We start from the raw sequence: 26,280 nt of genomic DNA on the forward strand, positions 1-26,280 counted from the left end.
CTCGGGGAGGGCTACATGTGCCCCTCGGTGAGGTAGCGCTGGTGCCAGCTGAGCGCCTCGTCGAGCAGGTGCGGCGTGTGCCGGGCCCGGGGCCGCGCGGCCCGTGCCCGCGCCACGTAGTCGCGCAGGCGGTCCCGGTAGTCCGGGTGGGCGCAGCGGTCGATCACCCGCTCGGCGCGGTCGGTGGGTGAGAGCCCCCGCAGGTCGGCCAGCCCCTGCTCGGTTACCAGCACGTGCACGTCGTGCTCGGTGTGGTCGACGTGGCTGACCATCGGCACCAGGCACGAGATCGCGCCGTCCTTGGCCACCGAGTCCGAGACGAAGAAGTTCAGGTAGGCGTTGCGGGCGAAGTCGCCGCTGCCGCCGATGCCGTTCATCATCGCCGAGCCCATCACGTGGGTGGAGTTGACGTTGCCGTAGACGTCGGCCTCGAGCATCCCGTTGATCGCGATGACGCCGAGCCGCCGCACCAGCTCGGGGTGGTTGGAGATCTCCTGGCTGCGCAGCAGGATCTTGCCCTTGTACGAGCCCACGTTCTCGAGGAACCGCTGCTGTCCTTCGGGTGAGAGGCCGAAGGAGGTGGAGGAGAGCGAGACGAGCGTGCCCTCGTCGAGCAGGTCGAGCAGCCCGTCCTGGATCACCTCGGTGAAGGCGGTGAGTCCCTGGAACTCGGAGTCGCGCAGGCCCGCCATCACGGCGTTCGGCACGTTGCCGACGCCGGACTGCAGCGGCAGCAGGTCCGGGGGCAGCCGGTCGTGCGCCACCTCGTGGCGCAGGAAGTCCACCAGCAGGTCGGCCATCGCGCGCGAGGCGTCGTCGGGCGGGTCCAGCGGGGTGTTGCGGTCGGGCGCGTCGGTCTCGACGACCGCGACGACCTTGGCCGGGTCGACCCGCAGGTAGGGGTCCCCGATGCGCTGCATCGGCCGGGTGAGCTGGATCGGGATGCGGTGCGGCGGCACCGCGGCGCCGTAGTAGACGTCGTGGAAGCCCTCCAGGTCGCGCGGCAGCCACGAGTTCACCTCGAGCACGACCTTGTCGGCCAGCTCGAGCCAGGTCTTGTTGTTGCCGAGCGAGCTGCCCGGCACCAGGAGTCCGTTGGGCAGCACTGCGGCCACCTCGACGACGGCGACGTCGAGCCGGCCGTAGAAGCCGAACCAGGCCTGCTGCGCCGAGTGCGAGAGGTGCACGTCGACGTAGTCGACGGTGCCGTCGTTGATCAGCCGGCGCAGGTCGCGGTCGCCGTTGTAGGGCAGCCGCGAGTGCAGGCCCTCGACGGCGGCCAGTCGGCCGTCGACCTCGGGGCCGGTCGAGGCGCCCGACCACAGCCCCACGCGGAAGTCCTCACCCCGTGCGTGGGCGGCAGCGATCCGGTCGGCCAGCGCCCCGGGCACGGCCTTGGGGTGCCCCGCGCCGGTGAAGCCGCTGATGCCCACGTTGTCGCCGGGCCGGACGACGGCCGCCGCATCCTCGGCTGAGGTGACCCGGCCCGCCAGGACCGGGCAGGTGATCCGCGAGCCCACGGCCTGCCCCTCAGCTGCGCACGAGGCGGACGACGTGGGCGACCACGTGGTCGGCGGCGACGTCCTCGCGCTCCCCCGTGCGCCGGTCCTTGACCTCCACGAGCCCGTCGGCGAGGCCACGGCCGACCACCACCGTGGTGGGCACGCCGAGCAGCTCGGCGTCCTTGAACTTCACGCCGGGGCTGACCTTGCCGGTGCGGTCGTCGAGCAGCACGTCGAGCCCGTCGCCGTGCAGCTCGGTGGCGATGCGCTCGGCCGCGGCGAGGATCGCCTCGTCCTTGCCGGCGGCCACCACGTGCACGTCGGCCGGGGCGACGTCGCGCGGCCAGCAGAGGCCCTTGTCGTCGAGCGTGCCCTCGGCGATCGCAGCGACCGCTCGTGAAGGGCCGATGCCGTAGGAGCCCATGGTGACGGTGACCAGCTTGCCGTTCTCGTCGAGCACCTGCAGGCCGAGCGCGTCCGCGTACTTGCGACCGAGCTGGAAGATGTGACCCATCTCGATGCCGCGGGCCGACTCCAGCGTGCCGTGCTCCTCGCCGTCACCGCGCTCGGCGCAGCGCGGGCACGCGTCACCGTCGCGCACCTCGGCCGCCTCGACGGTGCCGTCGGGCGTGAAGTCGCGCCCGACCACGAGGTCGAGCACGTGGCTGCCGGCCACGTTCGCGCCGGTGACCCAGCGGGTGCCGTCGACGACGCGCGGGTCCACCAGGTAGCGGATGCCGGACTCGCTCTCCTCACCCAGCGCAGCGGGACCGATGTAGCCCTTGACCAGGGCCTTGTGCTCGGCCAGCTCCTCCTCGGTCATGGGCTCGACCTCGATGGGCTCCAGCTGGCCGCCGAGCCGCTTGAGGTCGACCTCGCGGTCGCCGGGCACGCCGATGGCGACCGGCTCGCGGGTGCCGTCGGGGTGCACGAGCACGACCATCACGTTCTTGAGCGTGTCGGCCGCCGTCCACGCGCGATCCCCGCGCGGGTGGTGCTCGTCGAGGTGCGCCACCAGCGTCGCGATGGTCGGGGTGTCCGGCGTCTGCTCGGCGTGGGCCGCCGGGGCGTCGGCCCAGTCCTGGGCGGGCGGCACGGGGGTCTCGACGGCCTCGACGTTGGCGGCGTAGTCGCAGGTGGTGCAACGCACGTAGGTGTCCTCGCCCACCGAGGCACGCGCCAGGAACTCCTCGGAGCGCGATCCGCCCATCGCACCCGAGGTGGCGCGGACGATCACGTACTCGAAGCCCAGCCGGTCGAAGATCCGGATGTAGGCGTCGCGGTGCCGCTGGTAGCTGGCCTCGAGGCCGGCGTCGTCGACGTCGAAGGAGTAGGAGTCCTTCATCACGAACTCGCGACCGCGCAGCAGGCCGGCGCGGGGTCGGGCCTCGTCGCGGTACTTGGTCTGGATCTGGTAGATCGCCAGCGGCAGGTCCTTGTAGGAGCTGTAGAGGTCCTTGACCACGAGGGTGAACATCTCCTCGTGCGTGGGGCCGAGCAGGTAGTCGGCGCCCTTGCGGTCCTGCAGCCGGAAGATGTTGTCGCCGTACTCGGTCCAGCGCCCCGTGGCCTCGTAGGGCTCCTTGGGCAGCAGCGCCGGGAAGGAGAGCTCCTGGGCGCCGATGGCGTCCATCTCCTCGCGCACGATCGCCTCCACCCGGCGCAGCACCCGCAGACCCAGCGGCAGCCAGGTGTAGATGCCGGGGGCGGCGCGGCGGATGTAGCCGGCGCGCACGAGCAGCCGGTGGCTGGGCACCTCGGCGTCGTTGGGGTCCTCGCGCAGGGTGCGCACGAAGAGGCTCGACATCCGCAGCACAGTCATGGGCCGAAGGCTATCCGTGGCCGCGTGCAACCTCGGGGCCGCCCACGACGTCATCTGGTGCGAGGGCGTCACGACGCCGACCGACCCACTCGGGGGGACCCATGCGCACCGCCACCACCTGCTTCGCCGTCCTGCTCACGACGTGCGCCGCGCTCGCGCTGCTGGCAGGCCCGGCGCTCCGCGTCAGCGGGTGAGGGCCGGCGCCCGGCTCAGCCCTCGCGGGCGACGCGGTAGGCGATCCGCAGCATCGGCACCTGCAGCGGGACCCGGCCCCACGCGATCGCCTTGAAGCGGGTGTTGCGGGTGCGCAGCGAGTCCTGCGCCATCTTGATGTTGCCGGGCCACACGCCCAGTAGCAGGCCCACGGCCGCCCAGCCGCCCGCTCGCCGCGTCGAGGGCGCCGCCATCATCCCGGCGATGACGATCTCGGCCACCCCGCTGCCCAGGATCACCTCGCGGTGCGCCGGCACCCAGGCCGGCATCAGCGGCTCGTAGACCTCGGGCTTGACCAGGTGGATGGTGCCGCTGGCGGCGAAGCCGGCGGCCAGGAGCTTGGCGGCGGTGGGGAGGGGCACGGGCGGGAGCCTACTGGCCCCGCTGCCCGACCCCCCGAGATCTCGACGCGCCGCCGCGCCCTCGTCCCTCGGGCGCGACGCTTGCTCGATCTGACCGGACCCACGCCGTTCCCTCGTTCCTCGGGGACGGCTGTCCGGTCAGAACATGATGGTGGAGAAGGTGGTGGTCTCCTGGAAGCCCACTCTGGCGTAGGCGCGGCGCGCGGGCTCGTTCCACTCGTTCACGTACAGCGAGACGCGGGGGGCGATCTCGGCGCGCACCAGCTCGACGACGGCGGCCATGCCGGCGACGGCAAGGCCCTCGCCGCGACGGTCGGGGGGCACCCACACCCCCTGGATCTGGGCGGCGTCGTCGGTGGCGCAGGCCACCTCGGCCTTGAACACCAGCCGGCCGGCGTCGAAGCGCGCGAACGACCAGCCCCGGCTCACCAGCTGCGCCACGCGGGTGCGGTAGAGGTCGTTGCGTCCACCGACCTCGGGGCTGACACCGACCTCCTCGGTGTACATGGCCACGCAGGCGGGGTAGAGCTCGTCGAGCTCGGCCCGCATGGTGCGGCGCACCCCCGGGTCGGGCGCCGCGGTGGGCGGACCGTCGATCACGAGGTGCGGCTGGTTCCACCGCAGGTCGCGCGGGCGGCCCCACGAGTCGGAGACCGTGCGCCAGAACTCCCGCACGGCCTCGGTGGGGCCGACGATGGTGGATACGCTCCGACCCCGGGCCAGGGCCCGCTCGCCGAAGGCCCGCGCGTCCTCCTCGCGGGACTCGATGGGCACCAGGTTGGCACCCACGTGGCAGGCCGCCACCAGCTCGCCGTCGTGGAAGCGGCCCCAGGCCTCACCGCCGAGCCAGCGCGGCTCGAGGCGGGTGGTGCGGGCGCGGTACATCGCGAAGACGTTGGCCACCGGGTCGCGCCGGGCCAGGTCGAGGAAGGCGTCGACGTCGCCCGGTCCGAGCAGGCGGACCCCTTGTCGCGTCGTCACCACGTGCGCAGCCTACGCACGTCGCCCCGCCACGGCGCGAGGCTCAGCCGGGCTCAGCTGACGGTGACCTCGGCACCAGCACCGTCGACGGCCTCCATGCCCTCGGCGATGCGCATGGCCTCCTCGATGAGGGTCTCGACGATCTGCGACTCCGGCACGGTCTTGATGACCTCGCCCTTGACGAAGATCTGGCCCTTGCCGTTGCCCGAGGCGACGCCGAGGTCGGCCTCGCGCGCCTCACCGGGCCCGTTGACGACGCAGCCCATGACGGCGACGCGCAGCGGCACCTCGAGGCCGTCGAGCCCGGCGGTCACCTCGTCGGCCAGCTTGTAGACGTCGACCTGGGCGCGGCCGCACGAGGGGCAGGAGACGATCTCGAGACGCCGGGGGCGCAGGTTGAGCGACTCCAGGATCTGCAGACCCACCTTGACCTCCTCGACCGGCGGCGCGGAGAGGGAGACCCGGATGGTGTCGCCGATGCCCTGGCTGAGCAGCGCACCGAAGGCGGTGGCGGACTTGATGGTGCCCTGGAAGGCCGGGCCGGCCTCGGTGACGCCCAGGTGCAGCGGCCAGTCGCCCTCGGCCGCCAGCAGCTCGTAGGCGCGCACCATAATCACGGGGTCGTTGTGCTTGACCGAGATCTTGAAGTCACGGAAGCCGTGCTCCTCGAAGAGCGAGGCCTCCCACTTGGCCGACTCCACGAGCGCCTCGGGCGTGGCCTTGCCGTACTTCTCCAGCAGCCGCTTGTCGAGCGAGCCGGCGTTGACGCCGATCCGGATCGAGGTGCCGCGGTCGGCGGCGGCGCGGGCGATCTCCTTGACCTGGTCGTCGAACTTGCGGATGTTGCCGGGGTTGACCCGCACGGCCGCGCAGCCGGCGTCGATGGCGGCGAAGACGTACTTGGGCTGGAAGTGGATGTCGGCGATCACGGGGATCTGCGACTTGGTCGCGATCGCGGGCAGCGCCTCGGCGTCGTCCTGGCTGGGGCACGCGACCCGCACGATGTCGCAGCCGGAGGCCGTGAGCTCGGCGATCTGCTGCAGCGTGGCGTTGATGTCGGCGGTGAGCGTGGTCGTCATCGACTGCACCGAGACGGGGTGGTCGCTGCCGACGCCCACCTTGCCCACCTGGATCTGGCGGGTCTGGCGGCGAGGGGCCAGCACCGGCGGGGGTGCTGCCGGCATGCCCAGGCTGATCGCGGTCATGCCTCCAAGATACGGGGCCCGCCCGAGGGCATGTCTCCCACCTCGGAGGCGCGGCGCCTGCGCCGCCCCGGCGGCGCACTGGCGGCGTTGCCGATCCTTCGAAGACGCCCAGTCTGCGCTCGGACCGGCGCCTTGCCATCACACCACCGGGGCGACGCAGGCATCCGCGCCGAGGTGAGAGACACGCCCTACGTGAGCGAGACGGGTACGACGAGGTCGCCGATGATCAGCACCACGCCCATGACCAGCAGGAACGAGGCCACCACGTAGGCCACCGGCAGCAGCTTGGCGGCGTCGACGTACCCCGGGTCGGGCCGCCCTCGCACCCGCGACCAGGCGCGGCGCAGGGCCTCCCAGGTGGCGCTGGCGATGTGGCCGCCGTCGAGGGGCAGCAGCGGGATGAAGTTGAACACCCCGATGAAGAAGTTGAAGCCGGCGATCAGCATGAGCAGGAACACCAGGCGGTCGGCGACCGGGAACTCGGTCTGCGAGACGGTCTCGCCCGCCAGGCGGCCACCGCCCACGACGCTGACCGGGCTGTCGGGGTCGCGCTCCTGCAGGCCGACGATGGCTCGCCCGACGTCGTAGACCTTGACCGGCAGCGTGGCGAGCGCCTCGACGGTGTCGACGAACATGGTGCCCATCTGCTGCACCGTGTAGATCGGGCCACCGCGCTCGGTGAGCACCACCTGGGTGGGGGTGACGCCGAGGAATCCCACCTCGGTGAGCGTCTCGTCGGTCTCGGAGGTGGGACGCGCCTCGACGGTGGTGCTCGTGGTGCCCGACAGCTGCTGCCCGTCGCGCTCGTAGACGATGGTGGCGTCGCCGTCGGCGTTGCTGCGGATGAGCTCGCGCAGCTGGTCCCAGCCGGTGACCGGCGTGCCGTTGAAGCTGACCACCTGGTCGCCGGGGCGCAGGCCGGCCTCGAAGGCGGGGGCGGGCGGGTCCTCGGCGGTGCAGGCGCGGCCCTCCTCGCCGAAGGGCAGCACGCACTCGCTGACGGTGTCGATGACCGGTGGCCCCTCGGCCACCTCGAGCGTGCGGTTGCCGTAGGTGGCGTAGACGCCGAGGAAGATCAGAAAGGCGATCAGGATGTTGACCGAGGGCCCCCCGGCCATCACCACGATCTTCTTCCAGGGCGGCAGCTTGTAGAACAGGCGCCCGTCGTCCTCGGGGCCCACCAGCTCCCACTCCGCCGCACGCGCGTCGGAGATGAGCTGGGTGAACATCCCGGTGTTGGACTTGCGCACCCGGGTGACCTGGTTGCCCTGCGCGTCGAGGGTGACCTCCTCGGCCAGCTGCTCGGCGCCCGGCGGCAGCATCCCGACGATCTTGACGTAGCCGCCGAGCGGGATCGCCTTGATGCCGTACTCGGTCTCGCCGCGCTGCCGGCTCCAGACCGTGGGACCGAAGCCGATGAAGTACTGGGTGACCTTGCCGCCGAACTTCTTGGCCGGGATCATGTGCCCGAACTCGTGCAGGCCGATGGAGACCAGGATGGCGACGACGAAGACGACGACGCCGAGCGTGTAGAGCAGCGCGGTGATCAAGCGGTCCCCCCTCGGGTGTCCTCGATGAGCTGGGTGGCGGTCCGGCGGGCCCAGTCGTCGGCGGCGAGCACGTCCTCGAGCGTCAGGGACCCCTCCGAGCCTACGTCGTGGCGCCCCAGGACGGCCTGCACCGTGGGCACGATGTCGACGAAGGCGAGCCGCTCGGCCCGGAAGGCTGCGACCGCCACCTCGTTGGCGGCGTTGTAGACCGCCGGTGCGGTGCCGCCCCGCTCCCCCGCCTGGCGGGCGACCGCCACGGCCGGGAACGCCTCGTCGTCGAGGGGGTGGAACTCCCAGGTCTCGGGGCGGCTCCAGTCGACGGCGGGCGCGGCGTCGGGCACCCGGTCCGGCCAGGCCAGGCCCAGGGCGATCGGGATCATCATGGTCGGCGGGCTCGCCTGCACGAGCGTGGAGCCGTCGGTGAACTCCACCATCGAGTGCACGACGCTCGTGGGGTGCACGACGACCTCGATGGCCTCGAACGGCACGCCGAAGAGCAGGTGCGCCTCGATCACCTCGAGCCCCTTGTTGACCAGCGTGGCGGAGTTGATGGTGATGACCGGCCCCATGCTCCACGTGGGGTGGTCGAGCGCCTCGGCGACCGTGACCTCGGCCAGCTGCTCGCGCGTACGACCGCGGAACGGGCCGCCGCTGGCGGTGAGCACCAGCCGGCGCACCTCCTGGGTCGTGCCGCCGCGCAGGCACTGCGCGATGGCGCTGTGCTCGGAGTCGACCGGCACGATCTGGCCGGGCGCCGCCCGCTCGAGCACCAGCGGACCGCCCATGATCAGCGACTCCTTGTTGGCCAGCGCCAGGGTGCGACCGGCCTCGAGCGCCGCGAGGGTGGGTCGCAGCCCCACCGCACCGGTGATCCCGTTGAGGACGACGTCGCAGGGCCGCCCGGCGGCCTCGGTGGAGGCCTCCTCGCCCAGACCCGAGAAGGCGGGCTCGAACTCGGCCACCTGCTGCTCGAAGAGCGCGCGGTTGCTGCCGCCCGCGGTGAGGCCCACGACCCGGAAGCGGTCCGGGTGGGCGCGCACCAGGTCGAGCGCCTGGGTGCCGATCGAACCCGTGGACCCCAGGACGACGACGTCGCGCACGCCGCTGCGCGTGCTGCTGGGGCTGCTCGGGCTGCTCACCCCGTCATCCTCGCGCACGGCACCGACAACCCTTGACCCCCGTGACTGGAACAGGTTCCATCTCAGGGTGACCGAGCACTCCCACGCCGCCTCTGCCGCGGCCTCCCCCGCCGAGCCGCCCTTCGACGTCGTCATCCGCGGTGCCCGCTGGTTCGACGGCACCGGCGGGCCCTCGGCCGTGCGCGACCTCGGTGTCCGCGAGGGGCGCGTGGCCGCGATCTCCCCCACGCCGCTCGACGTCGCGGGCTGCCCCCGGGTGATCGAGGCCGCGGGTCGCTGGGTGCTGCCCGGCATGGTCGACATCCACACGCACTACGACGTCGAGGTGCTGGCCGAGCCCAGCCTCGCGGAGTCGGTGCGCCACGGCGTGACCACCATCTTCCTCGGCTCCTGCTCGCTCTCCACGGTGCACGTGGGGCCGGTCGACGCCGGCGACCTGTTCGGGCGCGTGGAGGCCATCCCGCGCGAGCACGTGATCCGCACGGTGGGCGAGCACCAGACCTGGAGCAGCGCGCACGAGTACGTGGAGGCACTGGAGGACCGCCCGCTCGGCCCCCACCTGGCCGCGTTCGTCGGCCACTCCGACCTGCGCACCGCCACCATGGGCCTGGACCGCGCCACCCGCCCGGAGGTGCGCCCCTCCCGCGCCGAGCAGTCCCGGATGGAGGGTCTGCTCGAGGAGGCGCTCGACGCCGGGTTCCTCGGCATGTCGGCCCAGCAGCTGCTCTTCGACAAGCTCGACGGCGACACCTGCCGCTCGCGCACCCTGCCCTCCACCTACGCCAAGGGCCGCGAGATGCGCGCGCTGCGCGACCTGCTGCGCCGGCGCGGACGCGCCCTCCAGGCCGGGCCCGACGCCACGCACCCGCACACCATCGTGCTGGCCGCGCTGCAGTCGATCGGGCGTCGTCGCGCGCCGCTGCGCACCAGCCTTCTCTCGGCCGCCGACATCAAGGCCATCCCCTTCGTCATCCACCTCATGCGCGCGCTCGCCGGCACCGTCAACAGGCTGGGCGCCGACTTCCGCTGGCAGCACCTGCCGGTGCCCTTCGAGGTCTACGCCGACGGCATCGACCTGGTGATCTTCGAGGAGTTCGGCTCCGGTGCGGCAGCGCTGCACCTCGCGGAGAAGGTGGCCCGCGACGACCTGCTGCGCGACCCCGAGTACCGGGCACGGTTCCGCAAGGACTACGAGAGCAAGTACGGGCCCCGGGTGTGGCACCGCGACTTCTTCGACGCCGAGATCGTCGAGTGCCCCGACGCCTCGGTGATCGGCAAGTCCTTCGGCCAGGTCGGCGTCGAGCGCGGCGAGCCGGGCTCGCCCGTGCACCCCGTGGACGCGTTCCTCGACCTGGTGCTCGAGCACGGCACCGCGCTGCGCTGGCGCACCACCATCTCCAACCACCGCCCGCGCGTCCTGCGCCAGATGGCGCGCAGCAGCACGGTGCAGATGGGCTTCTCCGACGCCGGCGCCCACCTGCGCAACATGTCGTTCTACAACTTCGGCCTGCGGCTGCTCGCCCACGTGCTGCGCGCCGAGCGGGCGGGCCGACCCTTCCTCACCTGCGAGCAGGCCGTGCACCGCCTCACCGGCGAGCTCGCCGACTGGTACGGCATCGACGCCGGGCACCTGCGAGTCGGTGACCGCGCCGACCTGTTCGTGCTCGACCCGGCCGCCCTCGACGACTCGCTCGAGGCCTACGCCGAGGAGCCGGTGGAGATCTACGGCGGCCTGCGCCGCATGGTCAACCGCAACGACGCCGCGGTCCCCCACGTGCTCGTCTCCGGCCGCGAGGTCTGGTGCGAGGGCGCCCCCACCGAGGTGCTCGGCCACGAGCGCACCGGCGCCTTCCTGAGAGTCGGCGAGCCCACGGCCCCCGTGGCTCCCACTTCTACGGCAGCCGTGACCCCGGCCGCGGTCTGAGACGCGCGGGTTCGATCCCTCGCTGGTCGAGCCCCGGCCCCTGCTGGTTGAGCCGGGCGAGCGCCAGCGAGCCCGTGTCGAAACCCGGCGCCCCGCGTGCCCTCCGGTGACCCCGGTCGTCGCGGGAGGGCACTCGACCGGCGAGGTTCCGACGCGCTCGGCGCTGGCGCGCCTCACGCCTCAACCAGCAGTCGGTGATCCCTCGTTGAGCCCGCGTCGGAGCGCGGCGAGAGGGCTGTTCGATCAGCGGAAATAGGTCGGCGGGCCGAACACGGGGTTGTCGGGTGGTTCGGCTTCCCAGTCCTCGGCTGGTGGCGGCTTCGGCCACTGCGGTTCGTGCGTGCCGATGTGGTCCCGGACGATGGTCATCCCGGTCTGGAACTCCCACTCATAGGCGCCTGGTCCGAGTCGGCGGTAGGTGACGGCGCCGTGGGTCTTGAACCGGTGGTGCCGTCGGCACAACGGCGCGAGGTTGCAGGTGCAGGTCGCGCCGCCCTGCTCGAACGGCTGCATGTGGTCGCAGTCGCAGCGGTCGGCCGGCCGGTTGCAGTGCGGGTACACGCAGCGCGGGTCGGTCCACCGGGTGCGCTGCTTGATCCGGTCGGGGACCTCGTACTGCTCGACGTGGACTGCACCGTTGAGGTCGATCACGGGCCGGACGGTGATCTTGGCGGCGGTGCCGCACCACTCGCGGATCACCTCCGCGCTCACCGGGGTCTGGGTGCTCTCCAGGCGGCCGACCATGAACCCGGCGGCGGTGGACTCGTCGGAGAGGTGCACGACCAGGTCGACGCCGCGGCCGTGGCTCACAGACTTCGAGTCCTGGATCTCGCCGGTCTCGAGGTCGAGGGAGAGCTGGTTGCGGGCGAGCTCGCCGACGGCGGCGGCGCGGCGGACGTCCAACGAGTCCTCGCATCCGGCCTTGCCGAGTGCGCGGGCGGTGTGGCGGATGGCGGCTTCTAGGTCGGCGGCGTCCGCGGCGTCCAGGCAGCCGGCGATCGGCACGGTGCCGGCCAGGTCCTCCAGGGTGCCGGCGGTGGAGTCGGTGCGGCGGGTCTCGCCGATGTCGAAGAACCGCCGCTCGCGCTGCTCCTTCTCAGCCTTGGCTGCGGCCTTGGGGTCGAACCTCGCCTGGGTCTCGGCGACCAGGCGCTCCATCTGGCGCTTGCCGATCTTGCCGGCGACGGCCTCGACCTGCCGGTCCACGTGCGCCGCGGCCTCGGAGGTGAGGGGCTGGGTGAGGTCGGCGAGCTCGAAGGCCTTCCACACCGGCAGCTGGAGCTCCTCGACCCGGTGGTAGAGCCGGGGCAGGCGGTACTTGAGCTCCAGCACCCGGCCCACCAGCGTCAACCCGGCATCCGTGCCCATGCTCAGCGTGCTCGCGAGCTCCATCACCGCGAACTCACTGACGACCGGTGCGCCCGGCCCGGCGACGGAGAGCCAGCGGTCGCAGAACCCCTGGTCGCCCAGCGCTGCCTCGAGCTCCTCGACCTGCTCGTCGGTCATCACGGCGCCGGGGTCGGGCTCGCCATCGAGGTGGTCGGCGTCGAGACGGTTGACCTTCGCCCACTCCACGATCACCCGCAGCTTCGCGACCTCGGCGCTCATCAGGTTCGTCTGTGCGGACCGCAACATCTGCAACGCTTCCTGACGCTCACCGCGCTCGCGCTCCTCGCGCGCGAGGACCTCGGCGAGGTCGGGAGCGGTGGTGGTCATGGGTCTACCCAAGCACCCACCACCGACACTCAGGGCCTGGTTTCGGGGGTTGTCCACCGGGCGCTGAGGAACAAACCGGTAACAGTTTTCGGTGGGCAAGAGAGGGTTGTCAAGATTCGCGGTCAGGTGCGGGGTCTCGGTACGCCGCGTGTCTCGCAAGCTCGCCACCCGGCTACTCGACCAACGGAGAATGGCCACTCGACCACCGGAAGGCGGCCGACCCTCGTGACCCACCGCGGCGCCTCGCCGTCGTCACAGTCGGTCCAAACCAACGTCTGCCCGTCACCGGCGATGCCGGTCCCGGGGGCCGACTTCCGGCGCACCGGGTTTCGAGGCTCGTCGCTTGCGCTCCTCGCACCTCAACCAGCAGCGGAGCACGTCGGCTGCTCCGGGACAGCACCACCCCAGCCGACCATGGCGCGCCACCCGACCACGACCTACCGTGGAGCCGTGAGCACCGTGGAGGACACCGTCGTCAGCACCGCCCCGCACACCGGCGAGACCCGGGGACCAACCGCGGGAGGTCCCACCCTCCCCCAGCGTCGCGAGCTGCGCACCGAGGTGCCCGGGCCGCGGTCGCGCGAGCTGCTGGAGCGCAAGCGGATGCACGTGGCCGACGGCGTGGGCAACGCGCTGCCGGTCTTCGTGGTCGCAGCCGGGGGCGGGGTGCTGGTCGACGTCGACGGCAACTCGCTGATCGACCTGGGCTCCGGCATCGCCGTGACCTCGGTGGGCAACGCCGCCCCCGCGGTGGTGCGGCGCGTGCAGGAGCAGGTGGCGGCGTTCACGCACACCTGCTTCATGGTCACGCCCTACGAGGGCTACGTGGAGGTGTGCGAGGCCCTCGCGGAGCTGACGCCCGGCGACCACGCCAAGAAGTCCGCGCTGTTCAACTCGGGGGCAGAGGCCGTCGAGAACGCCGTCAAGGTCGCCCGTGTCGCGACCGGGCGCTACGGCGTCGCAGTGGTGGACCACGCCTACCACGGGCGCACCAACCTCACGATGGCGATGACGGCGAAGAACATGCCCTACAAGCACGGCTTCGGCCCGTTCGCCGGGGAGATCTACCGCGCACCGATGAGCTACCCGCTGCGCGACGGGCTCGACGGCGCGCAGGCGGCGGCGCGCACCATCGACGTCCTCGAGAAGCAGGCGGGGGCCGACAACCTGGCCTGCCTGGTGATCGAGCCCGTGCTGGGCGAGGGCGGCTTCGTGGTCCCCGCTCCGGGCTACCTGCCCGCCCTGGCCGCCTGGTGCCGCGAGAACGGGGTGCTACTGGTGGCCGACGAGATCCAGTCGGGCTTCTGCCGCACGGGCGACTGGTTCGCCTGCCACGACGAGGGTGTCGTGCCCGACCTGGTCACCACGGCCAAGGGCATGGCCGGCGGCCTGCCGCTCGCGGCCGTCACCGGTCGCGCGGAGCTGATGGACGCCGTCCACGCCGGCGGCCTCGGCGGCACCTACGGCGGCAACCCGGTGGCCTGCGCCGCGGCGCTGGGCGCGATCGAGGAGATGCGCACCCACGACCTGGCCGGCCGCGCCCGCGAGATCGGTGCTCTCATGGAGCGGCGGCTGACGGCGATCGCCGCCGAGCACCCCGTCGTCGCGCAGGTGCGTGGCCGTGGCGCGATGATGGCCGTCGAGCTCTGCACACCGGGGAGCACCGGGCCGCAGGGGCCCGCTCCCGACGCGGCGCGCACGGCCGCGATCGCCGCGCGCTGCCACGCTGCCGGCGTCGTCGTGCTCACCTGCGGCACGTGGGGCAACGTGATGCGCTTCCTGCCCTCGCTGGCCATCGGTGACGACCTGCTCGAGGAGGCCTTCGACGTCGTCGCCGAGGCCTTCGCGGCCACGGCCTGAGCGGTCCTGAGCGGAAGAGCCGTTACCCGGCGGGAGCCGGGTCCAGCTCCTGCTGGCCCCAGGGGCTTCCGTACTCGGTGAGCAGATCGAGGAACGGCACAGCGTCGAAGGCTTCCGGCCCCAGCACCCCCGTGCCTGACCACGTGCCGCGCGCCAGCAGCTCGAGGGCGACCACCGGGTTGATCGCGGTCTGCCAGACCACGCACTGGTGCCCGTACTCCTCCATGGTCCACGCGTTGTCGACCACGTGGTAGAGGTACGTCGAGCGCGGCTGGCCGTCCTTGCCGGTACCGGTGACCCACAGGCCGGCGCAGGTCTTGCCGGTCATCCGCGGCCCCACCGTGGCGGGGTCGGGCAGCACGGCCGCGACGACGTCGCGCGGGCTCACCTCGACGCCCTTCACGCGCACCGTCTCGGTGCGGTCGAGGCCCAGGGTGTGCAGCACCTGCAGGATGTTGATGAACTCCGAGCCGAGCCCGTACTTGAAGGTGGCGCGCTTGCAGTCCACCCAGCGGGGCATCAGCAGCACCTCCTCGTGCTCCACGTTGACGCACTCCACCGGGCCGATGCCCTCGGGGAAGTCGAAGACCTCGGGCTCGCTGAAGGGCGGGGTGGTGTGCCACTCGCCGTCCTGCCAGACCACCGGCGGGTTGAGGCACTCCTCGATCGTCGTCCACATCGAGAACGAGGGCGCGAAGATCTCGTTGCCCTGCTCGTCGGTGACCACCAGGTTGGCGCCGTCGCGGGTGCCGAGCTCGTCGATCTCGCTGAAGAGGTGGTCGGCGGCGTAGCGCGCGAAGACGTCGGAGAGCCCGGGCTCGACGCCGATGCCCACCAGCGCCAGCCGTCCGGCGCCCGACCACTGCTCGGCCATCTCGAACTGCTCGTCGCCGAGCTTGACGCCGGGCAGCTCGTGCGGTCGCTCGGGGTGCGGCTTGCTGAGCGACATCGCCATGTCGAGGTAGTCGGCCCCGGCGGCGAGGGCCCCCCGGAAGATCGGCATGTTGAAGACCGGGTCGACGGCGTTCATCACGTGGGTGATGCGGTGCTCGCGGCACAGTGCCGCCACCGCCTCCTCGTCGGAGGCGTCGACCTGCGCCGCCGTGTACCGCTCGTCGACGGCCGCTGCGCGCTCGGCGCGAGCCGGGTCGTAGTCGGCGACGACGATCGCCTCGAAGAAGTCGCGGCGTGCGGCGATGGCGGCGAACGCCGACCCCACGCCGCCCGTGCCGACCAGCAGGATGCGCATGCTCTCTTGCTCCTCACTCCCCGAAGTAGCTCATCACGTGCTTGATCCGGGTGTAGTCCTCCAGGCCGTACATGGAGAGGTCCTTGCCGTACCCGGAGTGCTTGAACCCGCCGTGCGGCATCTCGGAGACGAACGGGATGTGGGTGTTGATCCACACCGCCCCGAAGTCCAGGCGGCGGCTGACCCGCAGCGCGCGGGCGTGGTCGCGGGTCCACACCGAGGAGGCCAGCCCGTACTCGACGTCGTTGGCCCAGCCGAGCGCCTGCGCCTCGTCGCTGAAGCCCTGCACCGTCATGACCGGGCCGAAGATCTCCTGCTGGACCTGCTCGTCGTCCTGGCGCAGCCCGGAGAGGACCGTCGGCTCGTAGAAGTAGCCGCGCTCGCCCTGTCGGCGACCGCCGGTGAGCACCTGGGCGTGGTCGGGGAGCCGGTCGACGGCGCTGCTGACGTGCTCGAGCTGGGCGGCGTTGTTGACCGGGCCGTAGAAGACGTCCTCGTCCTCGAGCGGGTCGCCGGTGCGCAGACCGGCAGCGGCCTCGGCGAGCGCCGCCGCGAACTCGTCGTGGATGCCTTGCTGCACGAGCACCCGCGTGGCGGCCGTGCAGTCCTGGCCGGCGTTGAAGAGCCCGGCCTCCGCGATGCCGGTGGCGGCGCGCTCGATGTCGGCGTCGTCGAAGACCAGCACCGGCGCCTTGCCGCCGAGCTCGAGGTGCACGCGCTTGAGGTCGGCGGACGCCGAGGAGGCCACCTCCATGCCGGCGCGCACCGAGCCGGTGATCGCCACCATCTGCGGCGTCTTGTGGGCCACGAGTGCCCGGCCGGTGTCGCGGTCGCCGCACACCACGTTGAGCACGCCCGGCGGCAGGAACTCCTGGCACAGCTCGGCCAGCAGCACCGAGCTGGCCGGCGTGGTGTCGCTCGGCTTGAGCACCACGGTGTTGCCGGCGGCCAGCGCCGGCGCGATCTTCCAGATCATCATCAGCAGCGGGTAGTTCCACGGCGTCACCTGCCCGACGACGCCGATGGGCTCGCGCCGCACCCACGAGGTGTGGTCGGCCATGTACTCGCCGGCCGAGCGCCCCTCGAGCACACGCGCGGCACCCGCGAAGAAGCGGAAGTGGTCGGAGGCGTAGGGCATCTCCTCCGACATCGTGAGACCGCGCGGCTTGCCCGTGTCGCGGCACTCCACCTCGTTGATCTCCTCCACGCGCGCCTCGATCGCGTCACCGATGCGCAGCAGGGCGCGGGCGCGGTCCTGCGGTGTGGCGTAGGCCCACCCCTCGAACGCCTCGGCGGCGGCGGCGTAGGCGCGGTCGAGGTCCTCCTCGGCCGAGAGCGGCGCCCGGGCACAGGGCTCACCGGTGGTCGGGTCGACGACGTCGTAGGTACGGCCGGAGGCGGCGTCGACGAGCTCACCCCCCACCACGTTGCGGAGGGTGCGCAGGTCTGGGTCGGCCATGGCCCGACCCTAGTCATCCCCCGTGCCGGTGGCAACGGTTGGACGACGAATTCCGCACCGAAAAGCGCGTTACGCACACGAAATCCGTCGTGATAGGTGGACGGCGCGGTGGGGCCGGTCGCATGATGGGGCCATGGCCCTCTCCCACGAGCAGCTCCAGTCCACGGCGAAGGACCACCTGTGGATGCACTTCACCCGGCACGGGTCCTACCAGGATTCCGACGTGCCCGTGATCGTGCGCGGCGAGGGGGTGCACCTGGTCGACAGCCACGGCCGCCGCTACCTCGACGGGCTCGCCGGGCTCTTCGTCAGCCAGCTGGGCCACGGACGCGAGGACCTCGCCGAGGCCGCCGCCAAGCAGGCCCGTGAGCTGGCCTTCATGCCGCTGTGGTCCTACGCCCACCCCACCGCCGTGGAGCTGGCCGGACGCATCGCGGCGCGCGCCCCGGGCGACCTCAACCGGGTGTTCTTCACCAGCGGCGGCGGCGAGGCCGTGGAGTCGGCGTGGAAGCTGGCCAAGAACTACTTCAAGCTCGTCGGCAAGCCGATGAAGCACAAGGTCGTGAGCCGGGCGATCGCCTACCACGGCACCACCCAGGGCGCGCTCTCGATCACGGGGCTGCCGCTGCTCAAGCAGCAGTTCGAGCCGCTGGTGCCCTCCACCTTCCGCGCCCCCAACACCAACATCTACCGAGCACCGCTGCACGGCGACGACCCCGAGGCGTTCGGGCGCTGGGCGGCGGACCAGATCGGTGTCGCGATCGAGCAGGAGGGTCCCGACACCGTCGCAGCGGTCTTCCTCGAGCCCGTGCAGAACGCCGGCGGCTGCTTCCCACCCCCGCCGGGCTACTTCCAGCGGGTGCGCGAGATCTGCGACGAGCACGACGTGCTGCTGGTCTCCGACGAGGTGATCTGCGCGTTCGGGCGTCTGGGCCACTACTTCGGCGCCGAGCGCTACGGCTACCAACCCGACATGATCACCTGCGCCAAGGGCATCACCTCCGGGTACGCACCGCTCGGCGCGATGATCGCCAGCGACCGCCTCATGGAGCCCTTCCTCCGGCACGGCGAGATGTTCGCGCACGGCTACACGTTCGGTGGCCACCCCGTCTCGACGGCGGTGGCGCTGGCCAACCTCGACGCCTTCGAGAACGAGCACGTGCTGGAGGGGGTGCGCGAGCGCGAGGGCCACATGCGCGCCACCTTCGAGCGGCTGCTCGACCTGCCGATCGTCGGCGACGTGCGCGGCGACGGCTTCTTCTACGGGATCGAGCTGGTCAAGGACAAGACCACCCGCGAGTCCTTCACCGCCGAGGAGTGCGAGCGGCTGCTCTACGGCTTCGTCTCCAAGCAGCTCTTCGCCGAGGGCCTGTACTGCCGCGCGGACGACCGGGGCGACCCCGTCGTCCAGCTGGCGCCCCCGCTGGTGATGACGCGCGAGCACGTGGAGGAGATGGAGCAGATCCTGCGCACCGTGCTCGACAAGGCGGGGGCGATGCTCTGAGCGCGCGCACGACCCGGGTTGGGATAGTGGCCCCATGAGGAAGCAGGACACCGCACCCGTGGTGCTCGACGACGTGGCCAAGGCGATCATCGAGCAGCTGCAGCAGGACGGACGGCGCTCCTACGCCGCCATCGGCAAGGAGGTCGGTCTCTCCGAGGCGGCCGTGCGCCAACGCGTGCAGCGGTTGCTCGAGAGCGGCGTGATGCAGATCGTCGCCGTCACCGACCCGTTGCAGATGGGCTTCGCGCGGCAGGCGATGATCGGGGTCCGCACGAGTGGTCAGCTCGCGCCCGTGGCCGACGCGCTCGCCCAGATCGACGAGGTCGACTACGTCGTGGTGACCGCCGGCAGCTTCGACCTGCTGGTCGAGGTGGTCTGCGAGAGCGACGAGCACCTCTTCGACCTGATCTCCGACCGGATCCGCGCCGTGCCCGGCGTGGAGACCACCGAGACCTTCATGTACCTCAAGCTGCGCAAGCAGACCTACTCGTGGGGTGTCCGGTGAGCCGGCGGGCCTTGGTCCGCCGCCCCGGGCCGCGCCTGACCGAGGGGCTGCTGACCCACCTCGAGCGCCAGCCGGTCGACCTCGACCTGGCTGTCCAGCAGTGGCACGGCTACGTCGCGGCGCTGCAGGAGGCCGGCTGGGAGACCATCGAGGTGCCGCCCGCCGACGACTGCCCCGACGCCGTCTTCGTCGAGGACACCGTGGTGGTCTACGGCGACCTCGCGGTCATCACGCGCCCCGGCGCCGACGAGCGCAAGCCCGAGACCGCCGGCACCGAGGCGGTCCTGCGCGACCTCGGCTACCGGATCGCGCACGTCGAGGCGCCCGGCACCCTCGACGGCGGCGACGTGCTGAAGCACGACGGCACCGTGTGGGTGGGCCTGGGCGGCCGCACCAACGCCGCCGGGCTGGAGCAGCTGCGCGAGCACCTCGCCCCGCTGGGAGCCGAGGTCCTGGGTGTGCCGCTCACCAAGGTGCTGCACCTGAAGTCCGCCGTCACGGCGCTGCCCGACGGCACCGTCGTGGGCTACGAGCCGCTGGTCGACGACGCCACCGTCTGGTCGCGCTTCCTCGGGGTGCCCGAGGAGCCCGGCGCCCACGTGGTGCTGCTCGACGAGGGCACCGTGCTGATGAGCGCAGGAGCACCGCGCACGCAGGCGCTGCTGGAGGAGCGCGGGCTGCGCACGGTCACCGTCGAGATCGGCGAGTACGAGAAGCTCGAGGGCTGCGTCACGTGTCTCTCGGTGCGCCTGCGCCACCCGCTGTGAGCTGACGATGCTCGCCGGTCAGCCGAGCCCGTTCGCGGCGGTGGGCGCGGGCCGGCTCGCGGTGTCGAGCCAGGCGGCGAAGAAGCCGTCGAGGTCCTCACCGCTGACCTGCTCGGCCATGGCCCGGAACTGCACCCCGGTGGCGTTGCCGTGGCGGTGGGTGGCGGCCCAGCGCCGCAGCAGCACCCCGAAGTCGGCCGCGCCGATGCGCTCGCGCAGCGCCTGGGCCGTCATGGCCCCGCGCACGTAGACGGCCTCGTCGAAGATCCGCGCCGCGCCGGGGTCGCCGATGCGCAGGCGCCAGAACGGGTCGCCCGCCGGCCGGGAGGCGTACTGGTCGCGCAACCACTCCGGTCCCGAGGGACCGCCGTGTGTCTCGGCGTAGCGCACCTCCAACCAGGTGGCGAGGCCCTCGTTGAGCCAGATGTCGCGCCAGCGCTCGAGCGCCACCGAGTCGCCGAACCACTGGTGGGCCTGCTCGTGCACCACGAGCGAGACGTCGTCGGGTGAGCCCGCGTAGTAGGTGGGGCGGGTCTGGTTCTCGAGGGCGAAGTAGACGGGCAGGGCCGTGACGACTCCTCCGGTGCTGCGGAAGGGATAGTCGCCCAGCTCGCGCTCCAGCCACCGCACGATGCCCGGGGTGCGGCGCAGGAGCCGCTGCTGCCCCGCACGGACCCGCGGCGGGAGCTGCGCGGAGACCGCGTTGACCCACGGCAGCCCGTCGGTGCGGCCGCGCTCGACCACGAAGTCGCCGGCGGCGAAGAAGGCCAGGTAGGTGGCCATCGGCTCGCGCGAGCGCCAGTGCGAGGTGGCCACGCCGTCACGGACGGAGCGGCGCACCAGCTCGCCGTTGCTCACCACCTCGCGGCCGCGCGGCACGCTGACCCGGATGTCGAAGCGCGCCTTGTCGCTGGGGTGGTCGTTGGCAGGGAACCACCAGGGCGCCATGTGCGGCTGGTTCATGGTCACCACCTCGCGCCGGTCTGCCAGCCAGTTGCGCTCCCCCAGGTAGGAGAGCTCCCCGGGCCGGCCGGCGTAGTCCACGACGACGACGACCCGGCGGCCCTGCGCGAGCGGCCGCGTCGGGCGCACACGCAGCTCGTGCCGGGTGGGCTTGCTGAAGCCGGCGGGCCGGCCGTCGACCCGCACGGCCTGGACCGGCAGCAGCAGGTCGAGCCCGAACGAGCGCAACGCCTGGGTGGTGCGCAGCACGATCCTGGTGCGGCCGGCCAGCAACCCGCGGGCGAAGTCGTAGCGCACGTGCACGTCGTAGGTCGTGACGTCGATACCCCCGCTGCCGTCGGCCGGGAAGTACCGGTCCCCGATCCCCGAGGCGCCCGCGCGGGCCGCGGCCGTGGCGACGTCGTCGATGGTCGCGGACGCCGCGCGCTGGGCGGCGGCGGGCGGCAGGAGCAGGGCCGCGGCAGCGACGAGGACGGCGAGCAGGAGCAACGGGCGGCGTCGCGAGGACGGGGCTGGTCGGTCGGGCACGGACGGACCCTACTCCGGCGAGCCGACGGCACCGGGGTTGCCAGACGACCCATTCTCACCTAACTTACTCGACTTAGAAGGAGGTCCCCATGGACGTCATCACGATCGAGGTCGGCTCGCTCGGCAACCGCACCCACCTGGTGCACGACGGAGCGCGCGCGCTGGTGGTCGATCCGCCCCGCGACGTGGCGCTGGTGGAGGCCGCCGCCGAACACGCCGGTGTCGAGATCGCCACCGTGGCCGACACGCACGTGCACAACGACTACGTCTCGGGCGCACTGACCCTGGCGCGTCGCCACGGTGCCGACTACCTGCTCTCCGAGCAGGAGCGGGTCTCCTTCGAGCGCGTCGGCGTCCGCCACGGCGAGCACGTGCCCGTGGGCGAGCTCGACGTCGAGGTCATCGCCACCCCCGGTCACACCCGCCACCACCAGTCCTTCCTGGTGCGCGAGCCCGGGACCGGCGCCCCCGGCGCCCTGTTCTCCGGCGGCAGCCTGCTGCACGGCACCGTCGGGCGCACCGACCTGGTCGACCCCGCCCTCACCCACCAGCTGGCCCGCGCCCAGTGGTCGAGCGCCCGACGGCTCGCCGAGCTGGACCTGCGCACCCGGCTGCTGCCCACGCACGGCTTCGGCAGCTTCTGCGCCGCCAGCAGCGCGACGCCCGCCGACCCCGGCGCTGTCGTGACCCTCGCCGACCAGCTCCGCGCCAACCCCGTGCTGGCCACCCACCCCCGACACCAGGAGGCCTTCGTGTCCGACCTCGTCGACGGCTTCGGCCCCGTGCCCACCTACTACCGGCAGATGGCGCCGCTCAACCGGCGCGGCCCCGGTGAGCCCCGGCCCGCCCGCCGCGTGACGCGCGAGGAGGTGACCGACGCCGTGCTCGCCGGCAGCTGGGTGATCGACCTGCGCTCGCGCGAGGCGCACGCCCGGGGGCACCTGCCCGGCAGCGTGGGCATGGAGTACTCCGGCCAGTTCGCCACCTACGCCGGCTGGCTCGTGCCGTGGGGCGAGGACATCGTGCTGCTCACGGACACCCCCGAGGTGCTCGAGCCGGCGCTGCGCGACCTGGCCCGCATCGGCATCGAGGGGGTCGGCGCCCACGTGCTCGAGGACCCTGCCGACCTGACGGCCACCTACCGCCGCGCCGACTGGGCGGGGTACCGCGGCGCCCTCGCCACCGGTGCGCGACCCGTCGTCGTCGACGTGCGCCAGCGCGACGAGTGGGCGGCCGGGCACCTGCCCGGAGCGCTCCACGTGCCCCTGCAGGACCTCGCCGAGGTGGGCCCGCGCCTGCCCGTGGGCGAGCTCTGGGTGCACTGCCGCTCGGGCTACCGCGCCGGCATCGCCGCCGGTCTCCTCCACCGGCTGGGCCGACGGGTCGTGCACGTGGACGACACCTGGGAGCACCTGCAGGACCTGCCCCTGGTGAGCGGCCAGCACGCCGCCGCCTGACCAGACCCCACGGCCCGATTCCGACCACGACCACGACGAAGGAGGCGCCCCCCACCCATCCCCGATCCACCCGGGACCTCGGGTCCCGGCACCTGCACCACCACCCGGCATCGCCGGGTCAGATCCTGCTCATCCTGTGTGCGGCTCATGGGGCCGCACCTCCTCGGGAGGTACGAGTACGTTGCACACCCCTGTCAGTTCCTCACCTCGCTCCACACCCCGCTCCGGGCGCCGGCGCTCACGCGCCCGCCTCGGCGCCGCAGCGGTGGCCCTCGGGCTGCTCGGCAGCGGCCTCGCGGGATCCCCCGCACTGGCCGACACCACCGGCACCACCGGCACCACCGGCACCACCGGCAACGCCGGCGACCCCACCGGACCGGTCACCACCGAGCCCGGGGCCAGCAGCCTGCTGAACCAGCTGCTCGCCGGGCTCCTGGAGTCCGGCCTCACCGGCGACATCATCACGTCGGTCAGCTCCATCACCGGCGGCGACGGCAAGACCTACGACATCACCAACAACCTCGACGCATCGGCGCTGCCCACCACGCTGCTGCAGGACCTCGGCCTGGGCGACGCGCTCGTCGACCTCGGCCTCGGTGGCCAGGACTCCGGCGGCACCGTCCCGGACGACGGGATCAAGCGCGAGTACCTCGTGGTCTGGGCCGGCGACAACAACATCCTCGACCGGACCGGCGCCGACCTCACGGCACTGCCCGGCGAGATCGTGCAGGGCCAGATCGGCAAGACCAAGGACCTGATCGGTCCCGACTTCTTCGCCGTCGTCGATGCCACCAAGGACTCCCCCACCTACGGCGAGGTGGTCAACACCGCGACGGTCGGGCCGCTGGTGGAGAACGAGCCGCACCACATGCAGTACATCTGGCACAAGGGCCACAACATCTTCGCCGGAGGTCTCTTCACCGACGTCACCTACGTCATCGACACCTCCGAGCTGCCGAAGCTGACGCTCAAGCACGTGAACCTGCCCACCGACACCCTGTGCGGCTCGGTCCCCGACGCCTACTGGGTCACGAAGGACGGCGGCGCCTACGGCACCTACATGGGCGGCCCCGACGCGCCCGGTCCCTGCGTCTACAGCGACGGCTCGGTGCGCTTCGGCAACGGCTTCGGCGGCTCGCCCGGCGAGCTGGTGCGCCTCGACGAGAACGGCAAGACCGTCTACGAGGCACCGGCCACCCCGGAGACCGCGGAGACCGAGCAGCGCTGTGACTCCATCCCGCAGCTCTCGGTGCCCACCTGCGCCAACCCGCACGGCGTGCAGGCGCGCGAGGATCTCGACACGCTGATCACCAGCGACTACAACGAGCCCCGCAACATCATCCTGAACCCGATCCCGGCACTCTCGCCCTACCTGCGCCGCCCGACCGTGCGCACGTGGGACATCTCCGACCCCGAGAAGCCGAAGCTCAAGGCCGTCTCGTTCCTCCCCGACGGTCCGCGCGAGGGCCGGGTGCCGCACCACGAGGAGTCGCGGGCCGTCATGGAGACGACGGTGACCAACCAGCCAGGCAACAAGGGCGCGTTCGCCAGCACGATGCAGGGCGGTGCCATCTACTACACGCCCGACATCACCGCCGCGAAGCCGGAGTGGCGCGAGGTCTTCGACCTCACCACCTCCAACAAGATCGCCGACCCCGACCGCGACCCCTACGGCGGCGGCAGCAACGGCGGCTGGATCCAGACGAGCCTCGACGACAAGTACCTCTACCACGCCGTCGTGGGTCGTCAGCCCAAGGACAACGACCCCGGCTCGCCGCCCTACATCCTCAAGCTCGACATCCAGTCGCTGCTCGCCTCGGGCGGTGACCCGAGCTGCAACATCGACACGATCGAGGAGACCACCGAGGGTGGCGCCGAGGCCGACTGCCCGGCCGTGGTCGACGTCCTGCCCGCCCGCGGTGGCCCGCACTGGGGTGCCCTGGACAACCTCGAGCTCGGCGAGGACGGCTTCTACCGGGAGACGCAGGAGACCGAGCGGTTCGCCTACTCGAACTACTTCGTGGCCCGCAGCGGACTCAACGGCGACCACCGCGTCTGCATGGTCGAGGACCAGGCCGACGGCACGATGGAGCTCGACACCACCTTCCGTGACGAGTTCACCGGTGAGGCGTGCCTGGACTTCGACCGCGAGTCGTGGCCGCACGGCAACTGGGGACCGGCGAAGCCGCACTCGATGCTCTTCGTCACCGCTGATGCCGACATCAAGTAACGGCACCCCCGCACGTCCCTCGCGGCAGCACGCCGCGGCCTGGCGGGTCGTGGTGGCCGGCGTGGCCTCGCTCCTCCTCGTCGGAGGAGCGGGGTACGCCGCCACCCGGCCCGCCGGGCCGGGCGGGCCGGGCGGTTCGGGGGCGTCGGGAACGAGCGCACCGGTGCGCGACGGCGACGCCCTGCGCGCCGAGCAGGAGGCGTTCGCCGCCGGGCAGCAGGTGCTGGGGGGTGAGCGCGAGCCGGGGACGCCGGCGGTGCAGCGGCTCGAGCACGACCGCGTGCTCTTCACCGTGAGCGTGGCCCCGGCCCGTCCGGGGCCGAACCTGGTACGGGTCGACACCCTGCCGCTCGACGCGAAGGCCCACCGCCAGCACCGGGGGCTCCCGGTGCAGGTGGGCACGAGCGAGCAGGACCTGGTCGAGGCGACGCCTCGGCCGGGCACCGACGGCCTGTGGGCCGTCGTCGACCTGCCGGAGGGGACGGGCACGGTGCTCGTCACGCACGGGCCACGCCACCGGGTCCCCTTCCCGGTCGAGACCGGCCGCGACGACGGTGCGGGCCAGGACGCACGAGCGCTCTGGACGGGACCCGACGGTCCCGAGTGCCTCGCGGCCGCGAGCGCGGCGTTCCTGGCCGGGGCCGACGGCGCCGGCACCACCACCACCACCTGCCCGGCTGCGGAGCTCTCCGAGGCCGACCGCTCCTCCCTCGTCTCCGTGGTCGACACGCTCGCCGCGCGAGGGGTCGAGGAGGTCGCGGTCGCCGCCGACGGGTCCGCCCGCAGCCAGGAGGCCCTCCAGGCCGTCCAGCAGGCCGCCACCGCGGCGGGCGTCGCGGTGGTGGACCCTGCGCAGCGCCCGGGCACGCGCAACGCGCTGCTCGTCGTCAGCGGGTGGGCGGAGGCCGCCACGAGCCTGGCCGACACGTGGGCGCTGCCGCCCACCGAGCAGCCGATCCGCAACGACGGCACCTGGCTGGCACCGTGGCTGCTGACCCCGCAGGTGGTCGACTCGACCCCCGGCGTGGTGCTGGCGCTGGACTTCGACATCCGCGACCCGGGTGCTCGCGAGTTCAGCAACACCCTGGCCACCTACCTGCCCGGTCAGTCGCCGACCGCCTCGGCGTACGCGGCCTGGCGGGCCGTCGGCGACGACGCCTCGGCGCCGGGCTCGACGACGCTCTACGCCGCCTCGCGGGCCGCCGTCATGCCCAGCATGGGAGGCGGCCACGCCCACGAGACCGAGGTGGCGTGGTTCCCGGGCGGCACCGTGACGCCGATCGGCGCCCCCGCGGGCTGACTCCCACCCACCCACCACCTGCTCCCTCCGCCCCGAGGGGTACC

The 26,280-nt window shown here is 72.4% G+C and carries 19 protein-coding genes; 8 read left to right on the forward strand and 11 right to left on the reverse strand.

All coding sequences use genetic code 11. The features are described 5' to 3' along the window. Positions 1-11: 11 nt before the first annotated feature. From scpC to dxr, 7 genes are all read right to left on the reverse strand, one after another. Entirely contained in the window at positions 12-1,520 is a 1,509-nt protein-coding gene (gene scpC, locus ABD948_RS18575; protein ID WP_345268658.1) for a succinyl-CoA:acetate CoA-transferase ScpC, read from the reverse strand. Positions 1,521-1,530: 10 nt separating this feature from the next. Next, positions 1,531-3,324 carry a proline--tRNA ligase gene (locus ABD948_RS18580; RefSeq protein ID WP_345268660.1) on the reverse strand — a complete coding sequence of 598 codons (1,794 nt, stop codon included), beginning with the start codon at positions 3,322-3,324 and terminating at the stop codon, positions 1,531-1,533. A gap of 209 nt (positions 3,325-3,533) precedes the next feature. Next, positions 3,534-3,899, reverse strand: a complete 366-nt coding sequence (locus tag ABD948_RS18585) for a DoxX family protein (RefSeq protein WP_345268662.1) — start codon at positions 3,897-3,899, stop codon at positions 3,534-3,536. Between the two features lie 138 nt (positions 3,900-4,037). Beyond that, a complete protein-coding gene (locus ABD948_RS18590; RefSeq protein WP_345268664.1) occupies positions 4,038-4,883 on the reverse strand; it encodes a GNAT family N-acetyltransferase in 846 nt (281 codons plus the stop codon). 50 nt (positions 4,884-4,933) lie between these two features. After that, positions 4,934-6,085: a flavodoxin-dependent (E)-4-hydroxy-3-methylbut-2-enyl-diphosphate synthase gene (gene ispG, locus ABD948_RS18595; RefSeq protein ID WP_345268675.1), complete on the reverse strand. Its 1,152-nt coding sequence runs from the start codon at positions 6,083-6,085 to the stop codon at positions 4,934-4,936. A gap of 188 nt (positions 6,086-6,273) precedes the next feature. Further along, positions 6,274-7,635, reverse strand: coding sequence for a M50 family metallopeptidase (locus tag ABD948_RS18600; RefSeq protein WP_345268677.1), 1,362 nt, complete (start codon positions 7,633-7,635; stop codon positions 6,274-6,276). Then, complete coding sequence (gene dxr, locus ABD948_RS18605) at positions 7,632-8,735, reverse strand: 1-deoxy-D-xylulose-5-phosphate reductoisomerase (protein WP_345270382.1); 1,104 nt, start codon at positions 8,733-8,735, stop codon at positions 7,632-7,634. The genes ABD948_RS18600 and dxr overlap by 4 nt, the downstream gene beginning before the upstream one ends. Positions 8,736-8,841: 106 nt before the next feature. Here dxr and ABD948_RS18610 point away from each other — a divergent pair, with 106 nt between their 5' ends. Beyond that, positions 8,842-10,698 (forward strand): N-acyl-D-amino-acid deacylase family protein, encoded by a 1,857-nt coding sequence (locus tag ABD948_RS18610; protein ID WP_345268680.1) that lies wholly within the window; start codon positions 8,842-8,844, stop codon positions 10,696-10,698. A 243-nt stretch (positions 10,699-10,941) separates the two neighbouring features. Here the strand turns inward: ABD948_RS18610 and ABD948_RS18615 are convergent, their stop codons facing one another. Continuing rightward, positions 10,942-12,414 (reverse strand): HNH endonuclease signature motif containing protein, encoded by a 1,473-nt coding sequence (locus ABD948_RS18615; protein WP_345268682.1) that lies wholly within the window; start codon positions 12,412-12,414, stop codon positions 10,942-10,944. A 459-nt stretch (positions 12,415-12,873) separates the two neighbouring features. On the opposite strand from ABD948_RS18615, the gene gabT reads away from it, so the two are divergent. Beyond that, complete coding sequence (gene gabT / locus ABD948_RS18620; protein WP_345270389.1) at positions 12,874-14,274, forward strand: 4-aminobutyrate--2-oxoglutarate transaminase; 1,401 nt, start codon at positions 12,874-12,876, stop codon at positions 14,272-14,274. 22 nt (positions 14,275-14,296) lie between these two features. On the opposite strand, the gene ABD948_RS18625 is transcribed toward gabT, so the two are convergent. Then, positions 14,297-15,523: a saccharopine dehydrogenase family protein gene (locus ABD948_RS18625; protein WP_345268691.1), complete on the reverse strand. Its 1,227-nt coding sequence runs from the start codon at positions 15,521-15,523 to the stop codon at positions 14,297-14,299. 13 nt (positions 15,524-15,536) lie between these two features. Further along, on the reverse strand, positions 15,537-16,982 hold the full coding sequence (locus ABD948_RS18630) for a gamma-aminobutyraldehyde dehydrogenase (RefSeq protein ID WP_345268697.1): 1,446 nt from the start codon (positions 16,980-16,982) through the stop codon (positions 15,537-15,539). A 133-nt stretch (positions 16,983-17,115) separates the two neighbouring features. On the opposite strand from ABD948_RS18630, the gene ABD948_RS18635 reads away from it, so the two are divergent. The 3 genes from ABD948_RS18635 to ddaH are packed head-to-tail and all read left to right on the forward strand — an operon-like array spanning position 17,116 to position 19,758. Beyond that, a complete protein-coding gene (locus ABD948_RS18635) occupies positions 17,116-18,486 on the forward strand; it encodes an aspartate aminotransferase family protein (RefSeq protein ID WP_345268700.1) in 1,371 nt (456 codons plus the stop codon). 34 nt (positions 18,487-18,520) lie between these two features. Beyond that, positions 18,521-18,991: an Lrp/AsnC family transcriptional regulator gene (locus ABD948_RS18640; RefSeq protein ID WP_345268704.1), complete on the forward strand. Its 471-nt coding sequence runs from the start codon at positions 18,521-18,523 to the stop codon at positions 18,989-18,991. Beyond that, positions 18,988-19,758, forward strand: a complete 771-nt coding sequence (ddaH, locus tag ABD948_RS18645; protein WP_345268707.1) for a dimethylargininase — start codon at positions 18,988-18,990, stop codon at positions 19,756-19,758. Before ABD948_RS18640 ends, ddaH begins: the two co-directional genes overlap by 4 nt. Before the next feature lie 18 nt (positions 19,759-19,776). Here ddaH and ABD948_RS18650 read toward each other — a convergent pair whose 3' ends face one another. Next, a complete protein-coding gene (locus ABD948_RS18650; RefSeq protein ID WP_345268712.1) occupies positions 19,777-21,249 on the reverse strand; it encodes a M1 family metallopeptidase in 1,473 nt (490 codons plus the stop codon). 89 nt (positions 21,250-21,338) lie between these two features. Between ABD948_RS18650 and ABD948_RS18655 the strand changes: the two genes are divergently transcribed. The 3 genes from ABD948_RS18655 to ABD948_RS18665 all read left to right on the forward strand — a co-directional run bounded on the left by ABD948_RS18655 (position 21,339) and on the right by ABD948_RS18665 (position 26,236). Continuing rightward, complete coding sequence (locus ABD948_RS18655; protein ID WP_345268717.1) at positions 21,339-22,706, forward strand: rhodanese-like domain-containing protein; 1,368 nt, start codon at positions 21,339-21,341, stop codon at positions 22,704-22,706. A gap of 265 nt (positions 22,707-22,971) precedes the next feature. Then, positions 22,972-24,936 carry a hypothetical protein gene (locus ABD948_RS18660; protein WP_345268720.1) on the forward strand — a complete coding sequence of 655 codons (1,965 nt, stop codon included), beginning with the start codon at positions 22,972-22,974 and terminating at the stop codon, positions 24,934-24,936. A 163-nt stretch (positions 24,937-25,099) separates the two neighbouring features. Then, positions 25,100-26,236, forward strand: a complete 1,137-nt coding sequence (locus ABD948_RS18665) for a hypothetical protein (RefSeq protein ID WP_345268722.1) — start codon at positions 25,100-25,102, stop codon at positions 26,234-26,236. Positions 26,237-26,280: the final 44 nt, after the last annotated feature.

This window comes from Nocardioides nanhaiensis, from assembly GCF_039542785.1.
GTDB classification, from domain to species: domain Bacteria; phylum Actinomycetota; class Actinomycetes; order Propionibacteriales; family Nocardioidaceae; genus Nocardioides; species Nocardioides nanhaiensis.